Origin of the sequence: Cellulomonas humilata, from assembly GCF_030814415.1 — a bacterium.
Lineage (GTDB): Bacteria > Actinomycetota > Actinomycetes > Actinomycetales > Cellulomonadaceae > Cellulomonas > Cellulomonas humilata_A.
In genome coordinates this window covers 567274-585557 of sequence record NZ_JAUSVB010000002.1, presented here as the reverse complement: position 1 = coordinate 585557, position 18284 = coordinate 567274, and the positions used below count along the sequence as shown (strand labels likewise).

The 18284-nt window shown below is 73.5% G+C and carries 16 protein-coding genes; 4 read left to right on the top strand and 12 right to left on the bottom strand.

The genetic code is table 11. The annotated features are described in order from the left end of the window. Positions 1-69: 69 nt before the first annotated feature. Positions 70-213 (bottom strand): hypothetical protein, encoded by a 144-nt coding sequence (locus J2X26_RS08740; RefSeq protein WP_307491491.1) that lies wholly within the window; start codon positions 211-213, stop codon positions 70-72. 214 nt (positions 214-427) lie between these two features. On the opposite strand from J2X26_RS08740, the gene J2X26_RS08735 reads away from it, so the two are divergent. Beyond that, positions 428-1156: an EAL and HDOD domain-containing protein gene (locus tag J2X26_RS08735; RefSeq protein WP_307491489.1), complete on the top strand. Its 729-nt coding sequence runs from the start codon at positions 428-430 to the stop codon at positions 1154-1156. An 88-nt stretch (positions 1157-1244) separates the two neighbouring features. Then, on the top strand, positions 1245-1868 hold the full coding sequence (locus J2X26_RS08730) for an EAL domain-containing protein (protein ID WP_307491488.1): 624 nt from the start codon (positions 1245-1247) through the stop codon (positions 1866-1868). A gap of 18 nt (positions 1869-1886) precedes the next feature. On the opposite strand, the gene holA is transcribed toward J2X26_RS08730, so the two are convergent. From holA to leuS, 5 genes are all read right to left on the bottom strand, one after another. Next, positions 1887-2906 (bottom strand): DNA polymerase III subunit delta, encoded by a 1020-nt coding sequence (gene holA / locus J2X26_RS08725; RefSeq protein ID WP_307491486.1) that lies wholly within the window; start codon positions 2904-2906, stop codon positions 1887-1889. 19 nt (positions 2907-2925) lie between these two features. Further along, positions 2926-4464 (bottom strand): ComEC/Rec2 family competence protein, encoded by a 1539-nt coding sequence (locus J2X26_RS08720; RefSeq protein ID WP_307491484.1) that lies wholly within the window; start codon positions 4462-4464, stop codon positions 2926-2928. A gap of 80 nt (positions 4465-4544) precedes the next feature. Continuing rightward, positions 4545-5486 (bottom strand): ComEA family DNA-binding protein, encoded by a 942-nt coding sequence (locus tag J2X26_RS08715; RefSeq protein WP_307491483.1) that lies wholly within the window; start codon positions 5484-5486, stop codon positions 4545-4547. Between the two features lie 110 nt (positions 5487-5596). Continuing rightward, on the bottom strand, positions 5597-6562 hold the full coding sequence (locus tag J2X26_RS08710) for a DegV family protein (protein WP_307491481.1): 966 nt from the start codon (positions 6560-6562) through the stop codon (positions 5597-5599). A gap of 5 nt (positions 6563-6567) precedes the next feature. After that, positions 6568-9459 (bottom strand): leucine--tRNA ligase, encoded by a 2892-nt coding sequence (gene leuS, locus J2X26_RS08705; protein WP_307491480.1) that lies wholly within the window; start codon positions 9457-9459, stop codon positions 6568-6570. Between the two features lie 78 nt (positions 9460-9537). On the opposite strand from leuS, the gene J2X26_RS08700 reads away from it, so the two are divergent. Continuing rightward, a complete protein-coding gene (locus J2X26_RS08700; protein ID WP_307491478.1) occupies positions 9538-11280 on the top strand; it encodes a helicase HerA-like domain-containing protein in 1743 nt (580 codons plus the stop codon). Here the strand turns inward: J2X26_RS08700 and J2X26_RS08695 are convergent. The 5 genes from J2X26_RS08695 to J2X26_RS08675 form a co-directional block, all read right to left on the bottom strand. Next, a complete protein-coding gene (locus J2X26_RS08695) occupies positions 11218-12441 on the bottom strand; it encodes an MFS transporter (protein ID WP_307492243.1) in 1224 nt (407 codons plus the stop codon). The genes J2X26_RS08700 and J2X26_RS08695 overlap by 63 nt on opposite strands. Positions 12442-12549: 108 nt before the next feature. Continuing rightward, on the bottom strand, positions 12550-13227 hold the full coding sequence (locus J2X26_RS08690; protein ID WP_307491476.1) for a metal-dependent transcriptional regulator: 678 nt from the start codon (positions 13225-13227) through the stop codon (positions 12550-12552). Positions 13228-13246: 19 nt separating this feature from the next. Beyond that, on the bottom strand, positions 13247-14800 hold the full coding sequence (locus J2X26_RS08685; RefSeq protein WP_307491474.1) for a D-alanyl-D-alanine carboxypeptidase family protein: 1554 nt from the start codon (positions 14798-14800) through the stop codon (positions 13247-13249). A gap of 97 nt (positions 14801-14897) precedes the next feature. Continuing rightward, entirely contained in the window at positions 14898-16523 is a 1626-nt protein-coding gene (locus J2X26_RS08680) for a metallophosphoesterase family protein (protein WP_307491473.1), read from the bottom strand. Positions 16524-16563: 40 nt separating this feature from the next. Next, complete coding sequence (locus tag J2X26_RS08675; protein WP_307491471.1) at positions 16564-17340, bottom strand: LLM class F420-dependent oxidoreductase; 777 nt, start codon at positions 17338-17340, stop codon at positions 16564-16566. Positions 17341-17449: 109 nt separating this feature from the next. On the opposite strand from J2X26_RS08675, the gene J2X26_RS08670 reads away from it, so the two are divergent. After that, positions 17450-17818: a VOC family protein gene (locus J2X26_RS08670; protein WP_307491470.1), complete on the top strand. Its 369-nt coding sequence runs from the start codon at positions 17450-17452 to the stop codon at positions 17816-17818. Here the strand turns inward: J2X26_RS08670 and J2X26_RS08665 are convergent. Then, the gene (locus tag J2X26_RS08665; RefSeq protein WP_307491468.1) at positions 17808-18242 is read right to left on the bottom strand and encodes a MarR family winged helix-turn-helix transcriptional regulator; all 435 of its coding nucleotides are present in this window, start codon (positions 18240-18242) and stop codon (positions 17808-17810) included. The genes J2X26_RS08670 and J2X26_RS08665 overlap by 11 nt on opposite strands. Positions 18243-18284 lie beyond the last annotated feature (42 nt).

Here is an 18284-nt window from a genome sequence, read left to right as displayed (position 1 = left end):
CGTCCCCCGGATGCACCACCCCCCGCAGAGACGGCGTGTTCGTGCCTCTGCTGTGCATCAGGGGGGTGGTCAGTTGATGATCTTGCAGCAGCCGCTGGCGCCGCCGGAGGTCACCGTGTCGTCGAAGCCGTCAGCGAGAGCCGAGCTCGGCGCGAGGGTCAGGAACCCCAGCACGGAGAGGACGACGAGGGCGGACTTGAGCGGTCTGGGCATGGGAAGTGCTCCATCTTCTTGTCGTACCGGTGTGCGGGTGCTGCCCATGATGGCCTGTGACTCGCATCGTGTCTCCCGTTACTCACCGGTCCGACCCTGAAAGGGTGAAAGATCCGGATATGCGCCCGCCTCGGAGCGGGGCTCTGACGGTCGCCCAGAATTCCACCCGCCCGAGAGCGGTTCACAGCGTGGAACATGTGGTGTCATAGATCCCATGACACCCGACGACGCCGACGGGCGGCTCGCTCATCTCGCAGCCGCAGTGGAGGACGCCATCCCTCTTGCCCTCCGGCAGGAGTGGGCGCAGCGGATCTCCCACGAGCCGGTGCTCGTCGCGCGACAGGGCATCTTCTCCGAGCACGGGCGCCCGTTCGCCTATCAGCTGTCGTTCCGCTCCCCCGACCAGCTCACCGCGAGCGCGATGTCGTGGAGCTCGCACCAGCACGAGCGGGCGACCGCCCACGTGCTCGGCGCCACCTTCGGCCGCGCCGATCTCGAGCACGTCGCCAACGGCCGGCTGCTCTTCGTCCGGTGCCCGCGCGCGTACCTCGTGGGCGATCTGCCCATCCCGCGCCGCCCGGATCGCCTGGTGATCGAGGTCAACGACGCGGTCACGGTCGACTCGGCCGTGCTCTCGGGCATCCGCCGGCTGCGCGAGGAGGGCTTCCGCGTCGCGGTCCCGGCCTTCGTCAGCAACCCGAACCAGCGTCGCCTGCTGCCCCACGCGGACTTCGTGAAGATCGACGTGCGGGACCTGGACGTCGAGGGGCCGCCCGTGGTCCACCTCGCCCGGTCGTACGGCGCCCTGCTGGTCGCCGAGTACGTCGAGACCGCGGACACGCTGCGTCACGCGCGGGACCTCGGTTTCACGCTCTTCCAGGGCAACCTGCTCGAGCGCGCCGGCGTGCTCGACCGCGCAGGCGCTCGCCGCGTCAGTCTCTGAGCAGATCCGCCGACGTGCCCGGTCACAGCCCGTTGCTCCACTCGGGTGAACCGCGTCATGAATCCGCGCCGCGTCTCTCTCATCCAGTGTGACCGCGTCCGTCGTCTCCCCCGCCGTTCCCTCGCGGCTTCCGATCGCGTCCCAGCCCATCTGGACGACCGACGGCCAGCTGTTCGGTAACGAGTTCCTCTACCGATCGCGCGACGGGCTCCCCGCACAGGTCGACCGATGGCGCTCCGACCGCCAGGACGTCGCGACCGCGTCCGTGCTCGAGGTCCTCTTCGGAGACGGTCCCCCCGCAGCCACCACCTACGCGTTCGTGAACATCACCCGCTCGTTCCTGGTCGACGACCGCCCGCTCCCCGCTCACGCAGGGCGTCTGGTGCTCGAGATCGTCGAGTCCGTCGCGGCGGACGACGAGGTCATCGCCGGTCTGGAGCGGCTGCGGCTGCGCGGGTACCTCATCGCGATCGACGACTTCTCGGCCGAGCCGAACCAGGTCGCGATGATGCCCTACGCCGACTTCGTGAAGATCGACTGCCGCGACGTCCGCCGGCAGGGCGCCACGCTCGTGCAGCACGCCCGGCAGTACGGCGCACGGCTGGTCGCCGAACGCGTCTCGGACTCGCTGCTCGTCGAGGAGTGCCGGGGGTGGGGATTCGACCTGCTGCAGGGGGACGCCCTCGGTCCCGCGATCACCCTGACGGCGTAGGACGCGTCCGCACGTTCCTCAGGAGCCGACAGCCGCGGCGACCCGCAGGACCGCGCGCTCCACCGCGAACTGAGCGTCGCGCCCCTCGCCCTTGACCTCTGCGTCTGCCTGCGCGACCGCCGAGATGGCGCTGGCCAGACCCTCAGGCGTCCACCGACGCAGGTCCGCCATCGCCCGGTCCGTCTGCCACGGAGCGAGCCCGAGGTCCCGGACCGCACCGGCGCCACGGCCGCGCACCGCGGCCACCTTGGCCAGCACGCGCAGCTTGGCGGCGAGGGCGGCGACGACGGGGACCGGATCCACGCCCGTCGCGAGCGCGTGCCGCAGCAGTGCCACGGCCTGGCCCGACTGCCCCGCGACGGCGGCGTCGGCGACACGGAAGCCGGTCGCCTCGATCCGTCCCCCGTAGTAGCGCTCGACGGCCTCCGGGCCGATCGGCCCGGTGGTGTCCGCGACGAGCTGCGCGCAGGAGGCCGCGAGCTCACGCAGGTCGCTGCCGACGGCATCGACGAGTGCGCGTACGGCTTGCGCGTCGGCGCGGCGACCGGCCCGTCGGAGCTCCGCGGTGACGAACGCGCTCTTGTCGCCGTCGGACTTGATCACGTCGCAGGCCACCGTGGGGACGCCGGCCGACCGCAGCGCGTCGAGGAGCTTCTTGCCGCGCTGGCCACCGGCGTGCCGCAGCACGAGCACGACCTCGGGCGGGGGCGCCGCGAGGTACGCCGTCACGTCGTCGAGCAGCTCTTCACCGGCGCGCTCGAGCCCGTCGACGACCACGACCTTGTCCTCGGCGAACAGCGACGGGCTGCTGACCACACCGAGGGTGCCCGCCGAGTAGTCGGCTGCGTCCAGCCGGGTGACCTCGACACCGGGGTCGGCGTCGCGGGCGAGGACGACGACCCGGTCGACGGCGCGGTCCGCGAGCAAGCCCTCGGCGCCGCTGACCAGCAGGACCGGCGCCAGCTCGACCGCTTCCCACGAGACACCGACCGTGCCCTTGCTGGCGCGGGCGGCGGGGCGGCGGGTGGCAGGAGGCACGGGCACAGCCTGCCAGACGTCACTGACGCTGCCTCGTCGGCACGGCACGGGCGACCACGAGCAGCCGGAGCACACACGCCCCCGCCACCGCGAGCACGGCCGCGCCCGTCCATCCGGGCAGCCAGGCGACCTGCGCGCCGGGCGCCGCGGCGGCAACGCGCCCGACGGCACCGATCCACCAGCACGCCGCTCCGGCGCCGAGCGCCAGCATCTGGGCGCCGGCGTACCACCACGGCGCGATGCAACCCGCCGCCAGCCCGAGCACGGTCGCGGGGGCGACGGCCGGTGCGGCCAGGACGTTCGCGGGGACCGCGTAGAGGGAGACCGCGGGCGTGAGCAGCAGGATCACCGGGGCGCACACCAGCTGGGCGGCGACGGGCAGGGCCAGCGCGGTGGCGAGCGGTCGGCCGATCGCCCCGGCCCAGCGGTCGACGAGCGGTCCGCCGAGCAGCACCAGGGCGGCGGTGGCGAGCACCGAGAGCACGAAGCCCAGCTCGCCGGCCAGCCACGGGTCCGCCACGAGCAGCGCGACGACCGTCGCACCGAGCGCGGCCGGTGCTCGGTGCGGGCGTCCGAGCAGGACGCCGAGCAGGGCGACGAGCCCCATCGCCGCGGCCCGCACCACGCTCGGCGACGGGTGCACGACGAGCACCATCGCCGCCATCGCCGCGACCGTGAGGCCTGCCCGGGCCGGCCGGGGCAGGCGTACTGCCGACGTGAGGGCCAGCACGAGGGCGGCGACGAGCGAGAAGTGCGCACCCGACACCGCCGTCACGTGCGTCAGGCCGGCCGTTCGCAGAGCGCCCGCGAGCTCGTCGGAGATCGCAGCGGTGTCACCGACAGTGACGCCCGCGAACAACGCTCCGGCGTCGCCCGGGAGCGTCGCGGCGAGCGACCGCACGCCGTCCCGGAACCTCGACGCGGCGGCGTCCGGGGCGGACGGTGGCGACAGCACCTCCGGCGCTCCGCCGCTCAGCAGCACCGCGACCGTCCGGCTGCCCGCCTCGCCCGGTCGCAGCCGCCCGGCGGCCGCGACAGAAGCACCCGGGGACACGGCTGCCCACGACGACGGGCCGAGCACGAGCACCTGGCCCGTGGCACCGGACTCGCGGCCACGAGCGGCCACGAGGTCGACGGCGACGACGGCCCGGACACGCTCCGGCGCTCCGGGCCACGCAGGTGGGAGGACGGTCGGGTCGCCGACGACGACTCCCCCGACCCGCGCCACCGCGCCGTCCCGGACCAGCGCCGGGAGGAGACCCTCGTCACGCGCGGCTGTCTGGCTCGCGCCCGCGCCGAGCACAGCCGCAGCCACGGCGAGGCAGAGGGCGACGACCGGGCCCACCGCGGTGCGCGACGGTGGCCGGTGCACACCGTGCCGCGAGTCGGGCACCTGCGCGAAGGTGTCGTCCCGCTGCGTCGGTCGACGGCTCACCACCAGGACGGCGAGACCGACGGCCAGGCAGACCACAGCGCCGGTCAGGGCAGCGCGCGGCGGCGCCCGCACCACCAGGAGGGCCGCGAGCCACGCCACGGCCGCACCCGGCAGCAGTCGCACGTCGACCGCGATGGGTGGGTCGACGTCCTCGGCGGGCGACCCTCCACTCGGACCAGATCGTTCGGACGAGCGGGTCTGCGTCATACCCGGACCAGGTCGCGCAGGCGTTCGAGCAGGGTCGGGCCGATCCCGGCGACGTCCGCGAGCTCGTCGATGGTCGTGAAGGGTCCGTCCTCGCGGTGCGACACGATCCTGTCCGCCAGGACCGGACCGATGCCGGGCAGCGCGTCGAGCGCGCCGGCGTCTGCCGTGTTGAGGTCCACCAGGTCGTCCCCACCGGGTGAATCGGCGGTGTACGCCGGCGCCTCTCCCGGTCCGGGGACCGCGATCTGCTCGCCGTCGACCAGCACCCGAGCGAGGTTGAGGGCGCTGACCTGGGCATCCGCGGTCGCACCGCCGGCCGCGGCGATGGCGTCCACCACCCGCGAGCCCTGCGCGAGCCGGACCACGCCCGGGGCGGCGACGGCGCCCACGACGTCGACCACGACGCCCGCTGCCACCGTCGGGGACGCGGGGGCGGCGGCGACGACGCCGCTCGGAGCCGGCGTCGGCAGGACCACCGCGGGGCCGGGCACGACCGCCGTCGCGCGCAGCGCGACCGCACCCGCCACCAGCAGGACCACAGCCCCGGCTGCCGCCGCGAGCCGCCACGAGATCGCCCAGCGGACGCGGCGCCGAGGTGCTGCTGTCCAAGTGGTCGGATCACCGTGGGCCGCGGTGTAGCCCGCCGCGGCGGTGTGCAGCGCGGCGGTCGTCAGAGCCTGCGGCGCGGGGACGGGTGGTCGGACTGCCGGCGTCGCGTCGTCGGGCGGGTGCGGCGGGGAGTCGAACCGGAGAGCCGGTGCCGGTCGCGGGATCCAGCCACTCTCGGTCTGGTGGTCGGGTGCCGTCGGGTCCGTCGCGGCATCGGAACTGAGCCTGGACGCTCCGGTCTCGATGCCGCCGCTCAGTGGATGCGGTTCGGCGATCGCGGTCAGGCGGTGCCGGGCGATCCGGGCGAGGTCGCGATCACGGCGGTGCACCCGGCGAACCTACGGTCGGCGCAGGAGCCCTTGCAGCCGGACCGTGAACGGTGGGTGCGGGGCCTCGTCGGGCGGGGCTGTGGGCGGATCGGGCAGACGAACGCGGAGGGTCAGGCGTCCGCGACCACGATCGCCAGGAGGCCGGGCCCGGCGTGCGCGGCGAGCACCGCGCTGGACTCGCACACGGCCGTCTCGACGAGGCGGTCACCGGCCGCGCCCGCCAGCTCGCTCGCGAGCGTCGCCGCGAGGTCCGGCTGCCCGAGGTGGTGCACGGCGGCGCGGGCGAGCGGGCGCTGCGCGATCTCGGCGGCGGCGAGGGCGACCAGCCGGTCGCGGGCAGCGCGCCGCGTGCGCACCTTCTCGATGAGCTCGATCCCGCCGTCGTCGAGAGTGAGGATCGGACGCAGCCCGAGCACGATGCCGATCGCCGCCACCGGGATGCTCAGCCGTCCGCCGCGGCGCAGGTGGTCGAGGGAGTCGACCAGGAACCAGACGCTCGTCGATCCCGCGACCGTACGGCCGCGCTCGGCCACCTCGGCGCCGGAGGGCAGAGGGGTCTCGACACGTCCGCGGCCGCGCCACCAGGCACGCGCCGCGGCGACAGGTCCGGCCACCGCTGGGGCGGGCTCGCTCGGCGGCGGTGGTCCCACCGAGAAGCGTGCAGCGTCCAGCACGGCGAACCCGAGCGCCATCGCGACCGCACGGGAGTCGACCACGTGGACGGGCACGGGCGACGTCTCGGCCGCGAGCTGGGCTGCTCGGACCGTGCCCGAGAGGTCACCCGACAGGTGGATCGAGACGATCTCGCGCGCACCGGACGCCGCTGCGCGGTCGTAGGCCGCGGCGAAGGCGGCGGGCGGCGGCTGCGACGTCGACACCTTCGCACCCGCGGTGAGGGCGGCGAGCAGGTCGCCCGGCGTCAGGTCGACGCCTTCCACGTGCCGCACTCCGTCGATCACCACGTCCAGCGGGACGACGCCGATGCCCCACCGCTCGGCCGCGCCCTCGGGCAGCGACGCGGTCGAGTCCGTGACGATCGCGACAGACGGCTGCTCGTCGTGGCGTCGTGAGGGCATGCGGGTCAGGCCGGCACGACGTTGACGAGCTTCGGCGCCCGCACGATGACCGTGCGGATCCCCCGGCCGTCGAGCGCGCGCTGGACCCCGACGTCGGCCAGGGCCAGCTCGCGCAGGTCGTCGTCCGAGGCGTCGGGAGCGACCTCGGCGCGGCCACGGACCTTGCCCTGCACCTGGAAGATGCACGTCACGGTGTCCTCGACCAGGTACGCCGGGTCCGCCACCGGGAACGCCTCGTGCGCGAGCGAGCGCTCGTGGCCCAGCCGCGACCACAGCTCCTCCGCGACGTGCGGGGCGACCGGGGCCGTCATCAGCACGAGGGCCTCGACAGCGGCCCGCGGCGTCGTCGGCAACGTGGTCAGGTGGTTGTTCAGGACGATCAGGCGCGAGATCGCGGTGTTCACGCGCATCGCGGCCATGTCCGCGGTCGTGTCGGCGATCGCCCGGTGCAGCACCTTGAGCGTCTCGACCGTCGGCGCCTCGTCGGACACGACGGTCTCGCCCGTGCCCTCGTCGACGACGTTGCGCCACAGCCGCTGCAGGAAGCGCTGCGACCCGACGACCGCGCGGGTCTCCCACGGGCGGGACAGGTCGAGCGGACCCATCGACATCTCGTACACGCGCAGGGTGTCCGCGCCGTACTCGGCGTACATGTCGTCGGGCGTCACCATGTTCTTCAGCGACTTGCCCATCTTCCCGTACTCACGGTTGACGGGTTCGCCTGCCCAGCGGAAGCCGGTCTCGGACGTGGCGTCCTCGACGACCTCCTCGGCGGGCACGTGCACGCCGCGGGCGTCCGTGTAGGCGTAGGCCTGGATGTAGCCCTGGTTGAACAGCTTGTGGAACGGCTCACCGCTGGAGACGTGACCCAGGTCGTGCAGGACCTTGTGCCAGAAGCGCGCGTACAGCAGGTGCAGCACCGCGTGCTCGACGCCGCCGACGTACAGGTCGACGCCGCCGATCGATCCGGGCTGCTGCTCGCCGTGCCCCGGACCCATCCAGTAGCGCTCGAGCTCGGGGTCCACCAGCAGGGTGTCGTTCGTCGGGTCCAGGTAGCGCAGGTAGTACCAGCAGGAGCCCGCCCAGTTGGGCATGGTGTTGGTGTCCCGGCGGTACTGCTTCGGGCCGTCGCCCAGGTCGAGCGTGACGTTCACCCACTCCTCGTTGCGACCCAGGGGCGGCTCGGGGGTGGAGTGCGCGTCGTCGGCGGCGAACGTGCGCGGCGAGTAGTCGGGCACCTCGGGCAGGTTCACGGGCAGCGCCGACTGCGGGACGGCGAGCGGCAGGTCGTGCTCGTCGTAGACGATCGGGAACGGCTCGCCCCAGTAGCGCTGGCGGCTGAACAGCCAGTCGCGCAGCCGGTACGTGATGGTGCCCTCGCCGACGCCCTTCTCGGTCAGCCAGTCGGTGATGGCCGCCTTGGCGTCGGCGACCCCCAGGCCGTCCAGGCTGATCTCCTCGTTCGAGGAGTTGATCGCGGCGCCCTCGCCGGTCCGTGCACCGGGCTCCGTGCCGTCCGGGGCGTCGATCGTGTAGACGATCGGCAGGTCGAACGCCTCGGCGAACGCGAAGTCGCGGGTGTCACCGCCGGGGACGGCCATGATCGCGCCGGTGCCGTAGCCCATGAGCACGTAGTCCGCGGTGAACACGGGCAGCAGCTCGCCGTTGACCGGGTTGGCGGCCAGATGACCGGTGAACACGCCCGTCTTGCGGCCGGCGTCGGCCTGGCGCTCGACCGCGGTCTTCGCGGCGGTCTCGGCGCGGTAGGACGCCACGGCGTCGGCCGGTGAGCGGTGCCCGTCGGTCCACACGTCCTTGGTGCCGTCGGGCCATGCCGTGGGCACCTGGTCCAGCAGGGGGTGCTCCGGGGCGACGACGACGAACGTGGCGCCGAACAGGGTGTCGGGGCGCGTGGTGAAGACCTCGACCTGGTCACCGCCCTGGACCGCGAAGCGGACGCGCGCGCCCGACGAGCGGCCGATCCAGTTGCGCTGCATCGCCTTGACCTTGTCGGGCCAGTCGATGTGGTCCAGGTCGTCGATCAGCCGGTCCGCGTAGGCCGTGATGCGCATGTTCCACTGGCGCAGGCTGCGCTGGAACACGGGGAAGTTGCCGCGCTCGGAGCGGCCGTCGGCGGTGACCTCCTCGTTGGCCAGCACCGTGCCCAGGCCCGGGCACCAGTTCACGGGGGTCTCGGAGACGTAGGCCAGCCGGTGCGTGTCCAGCACGCGACGACGGGCGACCTCGTCCAGACCCGCCCACTCGTCGCCGCGGGACCCCGAGTCGTACTCCGCGACCAGCTCCGCGATCGGACGCGCCCGGCCGACGCCGCCGTCGGGACGCGGCGCCGTCTCGTCGTACCAGGAGTCGAAGATCTGCAGGAAGATCCACTGCGTCCAGCGGATGTAGGCCGGGTCGATCGTCGCGAACGTGCGGCGCGGGTCGTGCGCCAGCCCCAGCCGACGCAGCTGGCGCTGCATGATCTCGATGTTCGCCTCGGTGGTGGTGCGCGGGTGCTGGCCCGTCTGCACCGCGAACTGCTCGGCGGGCAGCCCGAACGCGTCGAAGCCCAGCGCGTGCAGCACGTTGTCGCCCTGCATGCGACGGAACCGGCCCACGACGTCCGTGGCGATGTACCCGAGCGGGTGACCCACGTGCAGGCCCGCGCCGGAGGGGTACGGGAACATGTCCATCACGAAGAACGCCGGCTGCGCGGGGTCCGCGGGCCGACCGTCACCGTCGGTGAGGTGGCCCGCGGGGTCGGCGGCGAAGAACGTGCCACGGTCCGCCCACTCGTCCTGCCAGCGCAGCTCGATCTGGCGCGCGAGCTCGGGCGTGTACCGGAACGGGACGTCGTCGGTGGCAGTGGTGGCGGTGGGGGCGTCCGGCGAGGTCACCCGGCGAGTTTACCGACCACGCGTCCCGGCGCCGTACGCGGTCGGGTGCGCTGCTACGCCCGGTCGTATGCTCCGGACATGTCGGACAGCACGCCGTCGTCGGCCCCCTCCTCGTCCGCCGCCGACCTGGCCGCTCTGCGCGCCGCGGCCGCCCAGGCCGCCGCGGAGGCCGCGGAGGCGAAGGCACTGGCGGCCGCGGCCGCGCTCGCGGCGGCTGAGGCTGCGGCGGCGGAAGGTCCGGCGCCCACGCCGGCTCCCGCAGACGAGCCATCTCCGCCGCTGTCCGAGCATGCCGCGCAGATCGTCGCCGGCTACACGTTCACCGGGCCGATGCTCCCGGTCGGCGCCCTGGTCGAGGACGACGTCGCGATCCCGGGCGCCCCGGTCGGCATCCCGCTCGCGATGATGAACCGCCACGGCCTCGTCGCCGGCGCGACCGGGACCGGGAAGACCAAGACGCTCCAGGTGCTGACCGAGGGCCTGTCGGCCGCGGGAGTGCCGGTCTTCGTCGCCGACATCAAGGGCGACCTGTCCGGGCTGGCCGTCCCGGGAGCGTCGAGCGAGAAGCTGCTGGCCCGCACCGCGAGCCTCGGGCAGGAGTGGGTGGCGACGGCGTCGCCGGTGGAGTTCCTCAGCCTCGGCGGGCTCGGTGAGGGGTCCCCCGTCCGCACCACGGTCACGGACTTCGGGCCGCTGCTGCTGGCCAAGGTGCTCGGGCTCAACGCGACGCAGGAGTCGAGCCTCGGCCTGATCATGCACTGGGCGGACACGCAGGGTCTGGCGCTGCTGGACCTCAAGGACCTGCAGGCGACGATCGCGTACCTGGTCAGCGACGAGGGCAAGCCGCTGCTCAAGGGCATCGGCGGGCTGTCGGCGGCGACCGCGGGCGTGATCCTGCGGGAGATCGTGTCGCTGCAGGGTCAGGGAGCCGACGCGTTCTTCGGGGAGCCCGCGTTCGACGTCTCCGAGCTGCTGCGGACCACGCCCGACGGCCGCGGCGTCATCAGCGCGCTCGAGCTGCCTGCCGTGCAGGACCGGCCGGCGCTCTTCTCGACGTTCCTCATGTGGTTGCTCGCCGAGCTGTTCCAGGAGCTCCCCGAGGTGGGCGACCCGGACAAGCCGAGGCTCGTGTTCTTCTTCGACGAGGCGCACCTGCTGTTCACGGGCGCGTCCGGTGACTTCCTCACGCAGGTGACCCAGACGGTCCGGCTCATCCGGTCGAAGGGCGTCGGCGTCTTCTTCGTGACGCAGAGCCCGAAGGACGTACCCGGCGACGTGCTGGCCCAGCTGGGCAACCGCGTGCAGCACGCGCTGCGCGCGTTCACCCCGGACGACGCGAAGGCGCTCCGGGCGGCGGCGCGTACGTTCCCGACGTCGCCCTACGACCTCGAGCAGCTGCTGCAGTCGCTGGGCACGGGCGAGGCGGTGGTCACGGTGCAGTCGGAGCGCGGGACGCCGACGCCGGTGGCGTGGACGCGGCTGCGGGCGCCGCAGTCGTCGATGGAGCCGATGCCGGTCGCCGACCTGGTTGCGGCCGTGACGGCGTCACCACTGTCCGCCCGGTACGCGGTCGCCGTGGACCGGGAGTCGGCGTACGAGCTGCTCGCGGTCCGGGCGGCGACGGCGCAGGAGGCCGCGCGCAAGCAGCAGGAGGCCGAGGAGGCTCAGGACCGCGCCGACGAGGCGGCACGGGAGGCGCGCCGGTCCGCTCCGCGCCGGTCGACGAGCCGGACGAGCCCGCTGGACAGCCTGCTGCGGTCAGCGGGCACTCAGCTCGGGCGTGAGATCACGCGCTCGATCTTCGGGACGCGTCGGCGCTGACAGGACGGGCACAGGACCGCGCCCGAAGACGAGCACCACCACGAGCCCGAGCGCGGTCAGCGCCGCGCCGACCCATGCGGGTGCGAGGTACCCGAACCCGGCGGCGATGACCAAGCCGCCCACGAACGCACCGGCCGCGTTGCCCAGGTTGAGGGCCGAGTGGCAGAGCGCCGCACCCAGGGAGGGTGCGGCGGGCGACACGTCCATGAGCCGCGTCTGGAGCGAGAGCCCGAGCACCTGGGACGTGACGCCGAGCAGAACGAGCGCGAGCACGGCCGGCACCGGGTACGCACCGACGAGCGCGATGGCCACGAGCACGACGATGGTCGCGATCATGGAGCCGATGACCGTGCCGAGCACGGACCGGTCGGCGAGCCGGCCGCCGACCACCGTCCCGATCGTCATGCCGATCCCGTACAGCGCGAGGACCAGCGGCACGAGCGCGATGCCGAGGCCGGTCACGTCGGTGAGCAGCGGCTTGACGTAGGAGTAGACGGCGAACATGCCGCCGAACCCGACCGCGCCGGCACCGAACGCGATCCAGAGCCGCCGGTTGCGCAGGGCGGCGAGCTCGGTCCGGACGGTGGTCCCGGGGGGCGACGGCAGCGACGGGGTCCAGGCGTGCAGGGCGGCGAGCGTGACCAGGCCGAGCACACCGACCCCGACGAACGCCCACCGCCAGCCGACTGCGTGGCCGACGATCGCCGACAGCGGGACACCCACGGCGCACGCGACGGTCAGGCCCGCCATCATCGCGGCGACCGCGCGCCCCCGCCGCTCGGGCCCCACGACCGCCGTGCCCATGACCGCGCCGACCCCGAAGAACGCCCCGTGGGGCAGGCCTGCGAGGAACCGCGCGAGCACCAGCCAGCCCATGCTGGGCGCGAACGCGGACAGGACGTTGCCCACCGTGAACGCGACCATGAGCAGCAGGAGGAGCCGACGCCGGTCCAGGCGGGCGCCCAGGGCCGCGAGCGTCGGGGCGCCGACGACGACGCCGAGCGCGTACGCGGTGATGGCGTGCCCGGCGACGGGGATCGAGACGCCGAGGTCGTCGGCGATCTCGGGCAGCAGGCCCATCGTCGCGAACTCGGTGGTGCCGATGCCGAACCCACCGAGGGCGAGGGCGAAGAGCGCGGCGCGCGAGCGCGCGGGCGACAGCGGGACTAGGCGCAGCGAGATGAGAACAGCCTCCGGACGAATCGATTCGATCGCGGTGCGGAGTGCGCCGTCGTCAGCTCCGGTGGATGCCGACCAGCGTACGGGGTGTCAGCCGACGGGGACCAGCCAGATGGCGCGCGCCGCCACCTCGCCGAGGTCGACCGTCGCGCCGGCGACCCGCACCGAGATCACCCCGGCGACCGTGCGGCGCTCCACCACGGTGACCGGCGCGTCCAGCAGCAGGTCGACCGACTCCAGGTACCGGAGCAGCCCGGGGTCCGCGTCGGAGATCCGCGCGACCGCCCACTCCCCCGGCGCGACGTCCCACAGCACGCTGGCCGCGGGGATGTCGAGGGAGCCGTCGGGGCCGGGGATCGGGTCGCCGTGCGGGTCCCGGGTGGGGTGACCGAGCTGCGCGGCCAGGCGCTCCACGAAGAGGTCGGAGACCGCGTGCTCCAGCACCTCGGCCTCGTCGTGGACCTCGTCCCACCCGTACCCGAGCATCTCCACGAGGAAGGTCTCGATCAGCCGGTGCCGGCGCACGACCGCGAGCGCGTGCCGCTCGCCGGCGGCCGTGAGCTCGACGGCACCGTAGGGCTGGTGGGTGACCAGGCCGCTGTCGGCGAGCCGCCGGACGGTCTCCGAGACGGTGGACGCCCCGACGCCGAGGCGGGTGGCCAGCATCTTGGTGGTGACGGGCTGCTCCGACCACTCGCGCGCCGACCACACGACCTTGAGGTAGTCCTGGGTGACGGCGCTCAGCTCGGGTGTCGTCGGAGTGCTCACGGCGTCCAGCGTAGGGCGCTCACCAGCCGTCGACGCTCCAGTGCCACGGCTCGCCCGGCAGGTTCTCCAGCCCGTAGGCGGCCGCGTTCTGGGTCAGCCACAGGTACGCGGGCGACCCGGCGCGCAGGACCTTTCCGTCCACCGTGAAGTCGAGCGCGAGGCCGCGCTCGTGGCGGGACGTGCCCGGCGGCGCGGTCTGCGGTCGGCACGCGACGACGGTCGGGTCCGCCTCGGTGGGGCTGCAGTTGGCGGCGCGCAGCGCGATCTGCTGGCTGGAGCTGCGCCAGCCCCAGGCGCGCAGGTCGATGCCGTCGGCCTGCGCGGTGGTCATCAGCGAGTCGAGCGCGTCGGCGAGGCACGGGTGGACGCGCACGCCCTGCGCGGTGACCACGGTGTCCTCCTGCGGGACCGGCGCGGTGACGTCGTCGCAGTCCGTCGCCACCTGGTGGCGCACCATCACGTCGGCCGGCACGTCGACGCGCCACAGCTCCTGGCCCGTCGCTGCGTGCAGCAGCAGCGCACCCTCCTCGAGCAGGAGGGTCGCTCCCGGGTTGCCCGGGGTCGCGCTCGCCCACAGGGCTGCACCGTCCGCACCGGTCACGACCACGTTCCCGTCGTCCTGGACTGCCAGGCCCGCCGCGCCGGGCGCGTCCGCGGTCCACACGACCGTGTCGTCGTACTCGAGCACGAGCCCGTCGGCCACCAGCCGCAGGTGCAAGTGCCCGTCCGGCGAGCTGAGCTCTCCGCCGACTGCCATCGGGACGCCGCTGACCAGGGAGGACGGGCCGATCACCGTCTCGGTGCTCCACACCGCCGTCCCGGTGGCGTCGTAGAGGACGAGGTCACCGTCGTCCTGCAGGACGAGCGACGAGCCGGGGTTCCCGGCGGTCCGGCTGCGCCAGACGCGATCGCCGTCGGCGTCGGTGACGACGAGGTCGCCGTCCTCGCGCAGGGTCAGGCTGGCGCCCGGCTCGTCGGTGCCCGTCGACCACCGGGTCGTGGCGTCCGGGCCGAGCAGGGCGACGTCCCCGTCGTCGAGCACGAGGAGCGTTTGGCGTCCGTCGGGCGAGGACAGGGCGTCGCCGGGCTCCAGGACGCCGCCCGACGACAGGATCGAGGGCCGGACGGCCGTGCCGGACTCCCACACCCGCGAGCCCTGCGGGTCGAGCACGACGAGGTCGCCGTCGTCCTGCAGGACGAGTCGCGACCCGATGGTCGCCGGCGCGTCCGGGCGCCAGCTGACGGTGCCGCCGGGGGCGGTCAGGGTCACGTCGCCGCTCTCGGCGACCACCAGCGACGACCCGGGCACCGCGGGACCGGACACCCACCGGGGATCGGGTTCGGCGCCGAACAGCGCGAGCATCCCGTCGGGCTGAACCACCAGGGTCTGCGTCCCGTCCGCCGAGACGAGGCCCTCCCCCGACTGCAGAGTCTCGCCGGGGCGGAGCTCAGCCTCACCGGACGACGCGAGCGCCGACGGGGCGAGCACGACGGTGCCGACGAGCACGCAGGCGCTGACCAGCGCGGCGCGAACGACGGGACGCGCCTTCGCGTCCCGCCCCCGGCCGTTCACGACTCGGCTCCCCGGGCCACCTACCCACCCCCTTGCACGGCCCGACCTGACAGCCCAGGTGGGGTCGCTCTTCCACCCTAGGTCAGGGTGGCGCAGATCACACGGGTGAAGGACCGCCGACCGAGGGTGGAAGAGCGGCCGGCCACGTGAGGCGTGGCGAGACGGTCGCGGTGGCGTCCGGTCGCACCTGGATCAGCTGGTAGTCGACGAACCGTCGGAGGTCGGGATTCCAGCGCAGCACGGTCATCTCGGCGACACCGTTCAGCGGTCCGACGGTGGGCTGGCCGAGCGTCGCACCGGCGGTGCTCGAGCTGATGTAACGGACGGCGTCGTCCACCCGCTCGGGACCGTACCGGCGGTGCAGGTGGCCCGAGATCTGGGCCGGCGCGCAGCCGCTCTGCAAGGTCGGCTCGCCGACCGCCGGGGAGTGGATGAGAAGCAGGTCGACTCCGTCGTCGTCGTCGCACGCGACGTCGGCGAGGCGCTGCGCCTCCTCGGCCGAGGACTCCTTGCCCGCCTGGGCCGTGCCACCGGCTCCGACCCGTGTCGCGTTCGGGTCGCTGTCGCCCAGGATGCGCAGGCCGGCCACCTCGACCACGGCGCCGTCCAGCACGGTGGCCCCGGCCCGGGCGTAGTTCTTCGACGTCTCGGCGGAGTCGTGGTTGCCCGGCGACGTCACCAGCTCCACGCCGGCGGGCACCGCGCGCGCGAAGGTCGTCACGCAGTACTGCTCGACCGAGGTCCCGTTGATCGTCGTGTCCCCGGCGTCGAGGACGAGGTCGGCCTCCGAGGCCTCCACGACCGTGCGGATCAGGGGCGCCATCCCCACGTTGCAGTGCAGGTCGGACACGACGACGACCGTGACCAGGTCCGCGTCGTCCTCCGGCTCGCTCGCCTCAGGCGACGGGCTCCCGCTGCTGGTGGGCTCCGGGCGGGAGGTGAGGAGCTCCTGCCGCTCGTCCCAGGCGACCTGCAGCGACGTGTTCGCCTTCGCGTAGAACTGCTCGTTCTTGCGCAGCTCGGCGATGACCTGCCCGCCGTAGGTGTCGATGACACCGCCGAGCCGGCCCGTCACCCGAGCGCCTTCGAGCGGCGTGCCGTCGAACACCGTCGACGCACGCTGCGACACCGACGGCCGGTCGCGCCGCCCGATGCTCGACGTCAGGACGGTGCCCACGAGCCCGACGACGACGATCGCGACGACGACGGACCGCAGGTGCGGCCGCACCCGGTCGTGCAGTTCCGCCCGCCGGGCCGCGCCGACCAGGAAGCGCACGAGGTACCACCCACCGACCAGCAGCGCGAGCGCCAGCACGGTCCGTTCGAGCGCGTCGGCGCCGAGAGCCCGCGCCACGTCCTGGATCGTCGCCTGCGGACCGGAGAAGAACTGCAGGTAGCTCTGCAGGTCGCCGCTGAGCGCGGCCAGGGTGCGCGCCTGGTCCAGCTCGGTGACCGACGCCGGGATCTCCTGCACCGTCACCCGGACGCCGAGCGTCAGGGGCAGCGGCGAGTCGATCTGGAGCGTGCCGAGCGGGCCCAGGTCGATGGTCACCGTGTCGTCGGTGGTGACGTCGTACCTGGCCTCGTGCGGTCCGAGGCTGCTCTCGACCGACGCCGTCGTGATCCCGAAGGTGAGCGCGACGAGCACGGCGGCGACCAGCAGGAGGACCCGTGGCCACCACCGTCGCTCGGCGCGCACCTCGGGGCTGCTCGGGTCGCTCATCGCACCCGAGCCTATGCGGGGCCGACCCGGTCAGGCCGGGTCAGCCCTGCGCGTCGCGCCAGGCGACCCACTCGGCCGCCAGCGACAGGTCGTAGTCCGGCCCGCTCGTGCCGACCGTGAAGAGCGTGACCCCGGCGGCGACGAGCGCGTCGGCGACCTCGCTCGGGGGCGCCCCGACGCCGACGGACCGCTCGACCAGCCCAGCCGTGTCCCGACCGACGGCGGCGCCGTGCTCGTCGAGGATCGCGCTCTTGCGGACCAGCGTGTGGACGTCACCGAACGAGTGCCACAGGTCGGCGTGCTCCGCGACGACCCGCAGGGTCTTGCGCTCGCCGCCGCCACCGATCATCACGGGGATCTGCCGGGTCGGCACCGGGTTGGACGCCGCCCAGCGGGCCGTGATGCGCGGCATCGCCTGCGCCAGGTCCGCGATCCGCGAGCCCGCCGTGCCGAACTCGTAGCCGAACTGGTCGTAGTCCTTCTCGAACCAGCCCGCTCCGATGCCGAGGATCAGGCGGCCACCGCTGATGTGGTCGACCGTGCGGGCCATGTCCGCCAGCAGCTCGGGGTTCCGGTAGGAGTTGCAGGTCACCAGCGCACCGATCTGCACACGGCTGGTCTGCTCCGCCCAGGCGCCGAGCATCGTCCAGCACTCGAAGTGCTTGCCGTCCGGGTCTCCGCTGAGCGGGAAGAAGTGGTCCCAGTTGAAGATGATGTCGACACCGAGGTCCTCGGCGCGGCGCACGGCGTCGCGGATCTGGGCGTAGTCGGCGTGCTGCGGCTGGAGCTGGACTCCGATGCGGATGGGGTGCGTCATGGAGTCGAGCCTACGGAGGATCGGCCATGTGGGCCGGTTCGAGAAGCGGACAGGATCTGACCTGTTCGGCGCGGATGCTGGTCGAACACCCCCACCGAGGAGATCTCCGATGGACATGAAGCTCGAGCTCGTCTCCGTTCCCGTGACCGACATCGACCGCGCGAAGGCGTTCTACGTCGACCAGGTCGGCTTCGTCGCCGACCACGACATCCCGGTCGACGAGAACCTGCGGTTCGTGCAGCTCACTCCCCCGGGCTCGGCCTGCTCGATCGTGCTCGACGTGAACATGACCTCGATGGCGCCGGGCACGCAGCAGGGCCTGCAGGTCGTCGTCGACGACGCGGACGCCGTCTACGCAGTCCTGGTCGGGCGCGGAGTCGCCGCGGAGCCCGTGGTCGACTTCCCGTGGGGTCGGTTCACGTTCTTCGCGGACCCCGACGGCAACCGCTGGGCCGTGCAGCAGATGCTCAGGCCGTAGGGGCGGCCGCAGCGATCAGGAGCTCCGCCGCGCTGCGGATCTGCTCGATCTGCTCGGGCGTCAGGCCGAGGCCGTCCACCATCGCGCCGGGGATCCCGACGGCGGAAGCGCGCATCGCCCGGCCGGCGTCGGTGACGACGATGTCGAGCGCGCGCTCGTCGTCGGCGGCCCGCTCGCGCCGGACGAGCCCCATGGACTCCAGCCGCTTGACCAGCGGCGACGCCGTGGCCGGCTCGAGGTGGAGCAGCGCGGCGAGGTCCTTGAGCGACAGCCGCCCGTACTGCCAGAGGGCGAGCATCGCGAGGTACTGCGGGTGCGTCAGCCCGAGCGGCTCGAGCAGCGGACGGTAGAACGCGACCAGGCTGCGGGCCGCGGCGGACATGGTCAGGCAGACCTGGGCCTCGACGGCGAGCGGATCGTCCATGTCCGCGATCTTACGTCGTGTGCATATAGTTAGGGCACGAAC

What these genes read in the sequence shown, in the direction of transcription:
- J2X26_RS08700 (WP_307491478.1), top strand. Translation starts at nt 9,538, where the DNA reads ATGTCGGACAGCACGCCGTCGTCGGCCCCCTCCTCGTCCGCCGCCGAC.
- J2X26_RS08735 (WP_307491489.1), top strand. Translation starts at nt 428, where the DNA reads ATGACACCCGACGACGCCGACGGGCGGCTCGCTCATCTCGCAGCCGCA.
- J2X26_RS08740 (WP_307491491.1), bottom strand. Translation starts at nt 213, where the DNA reads ATGCCCAGACCGCTCAAGTCCGCCCTCGTCGTCCTCTCCGTGCTGGGG.
- J2X26_RS08670 (WP_307491470.1), top strand. Translation starts at nt 17,450, where the DNA reads ATGGACATGAAGCTCGAGCTCGTCTCCGTTCCCGTGACCGACATCGAC.
- J2X26_RS08665 (WP_307491468.1), bottom strand. Translation starts at nt 18,242, where the DNA reads ATGGACGATCCGCTCGCCGTCGAGGCCCAGGTCTGCCTGACCATGTCC.
- J2X26_RS08675 (WP_307491471.1), bottom strand. Translation starts at nt 17,340, where the DNA reads ATGACGCACCCCATCCGCATCGGAGTCCAGCTCCAGCCGCAGCACGCC.
- J2X26_RS08680 (WP_307491473.1), bottom strand. Translation starts at nt 16,523, where the DNA reads ATGAGCGACCCGAGCAGCCCCGAGGTGCGCGCCGAGCGACGGTGGTGG.
- J2X26_RS08710 (WP_307491481.1), bottom strand. Translation starts at nt 6,562, where the DNA reads ATGCCCTCACGACGCCACGACGAGCAGCCGTCTGTCGCGATCGTCACG.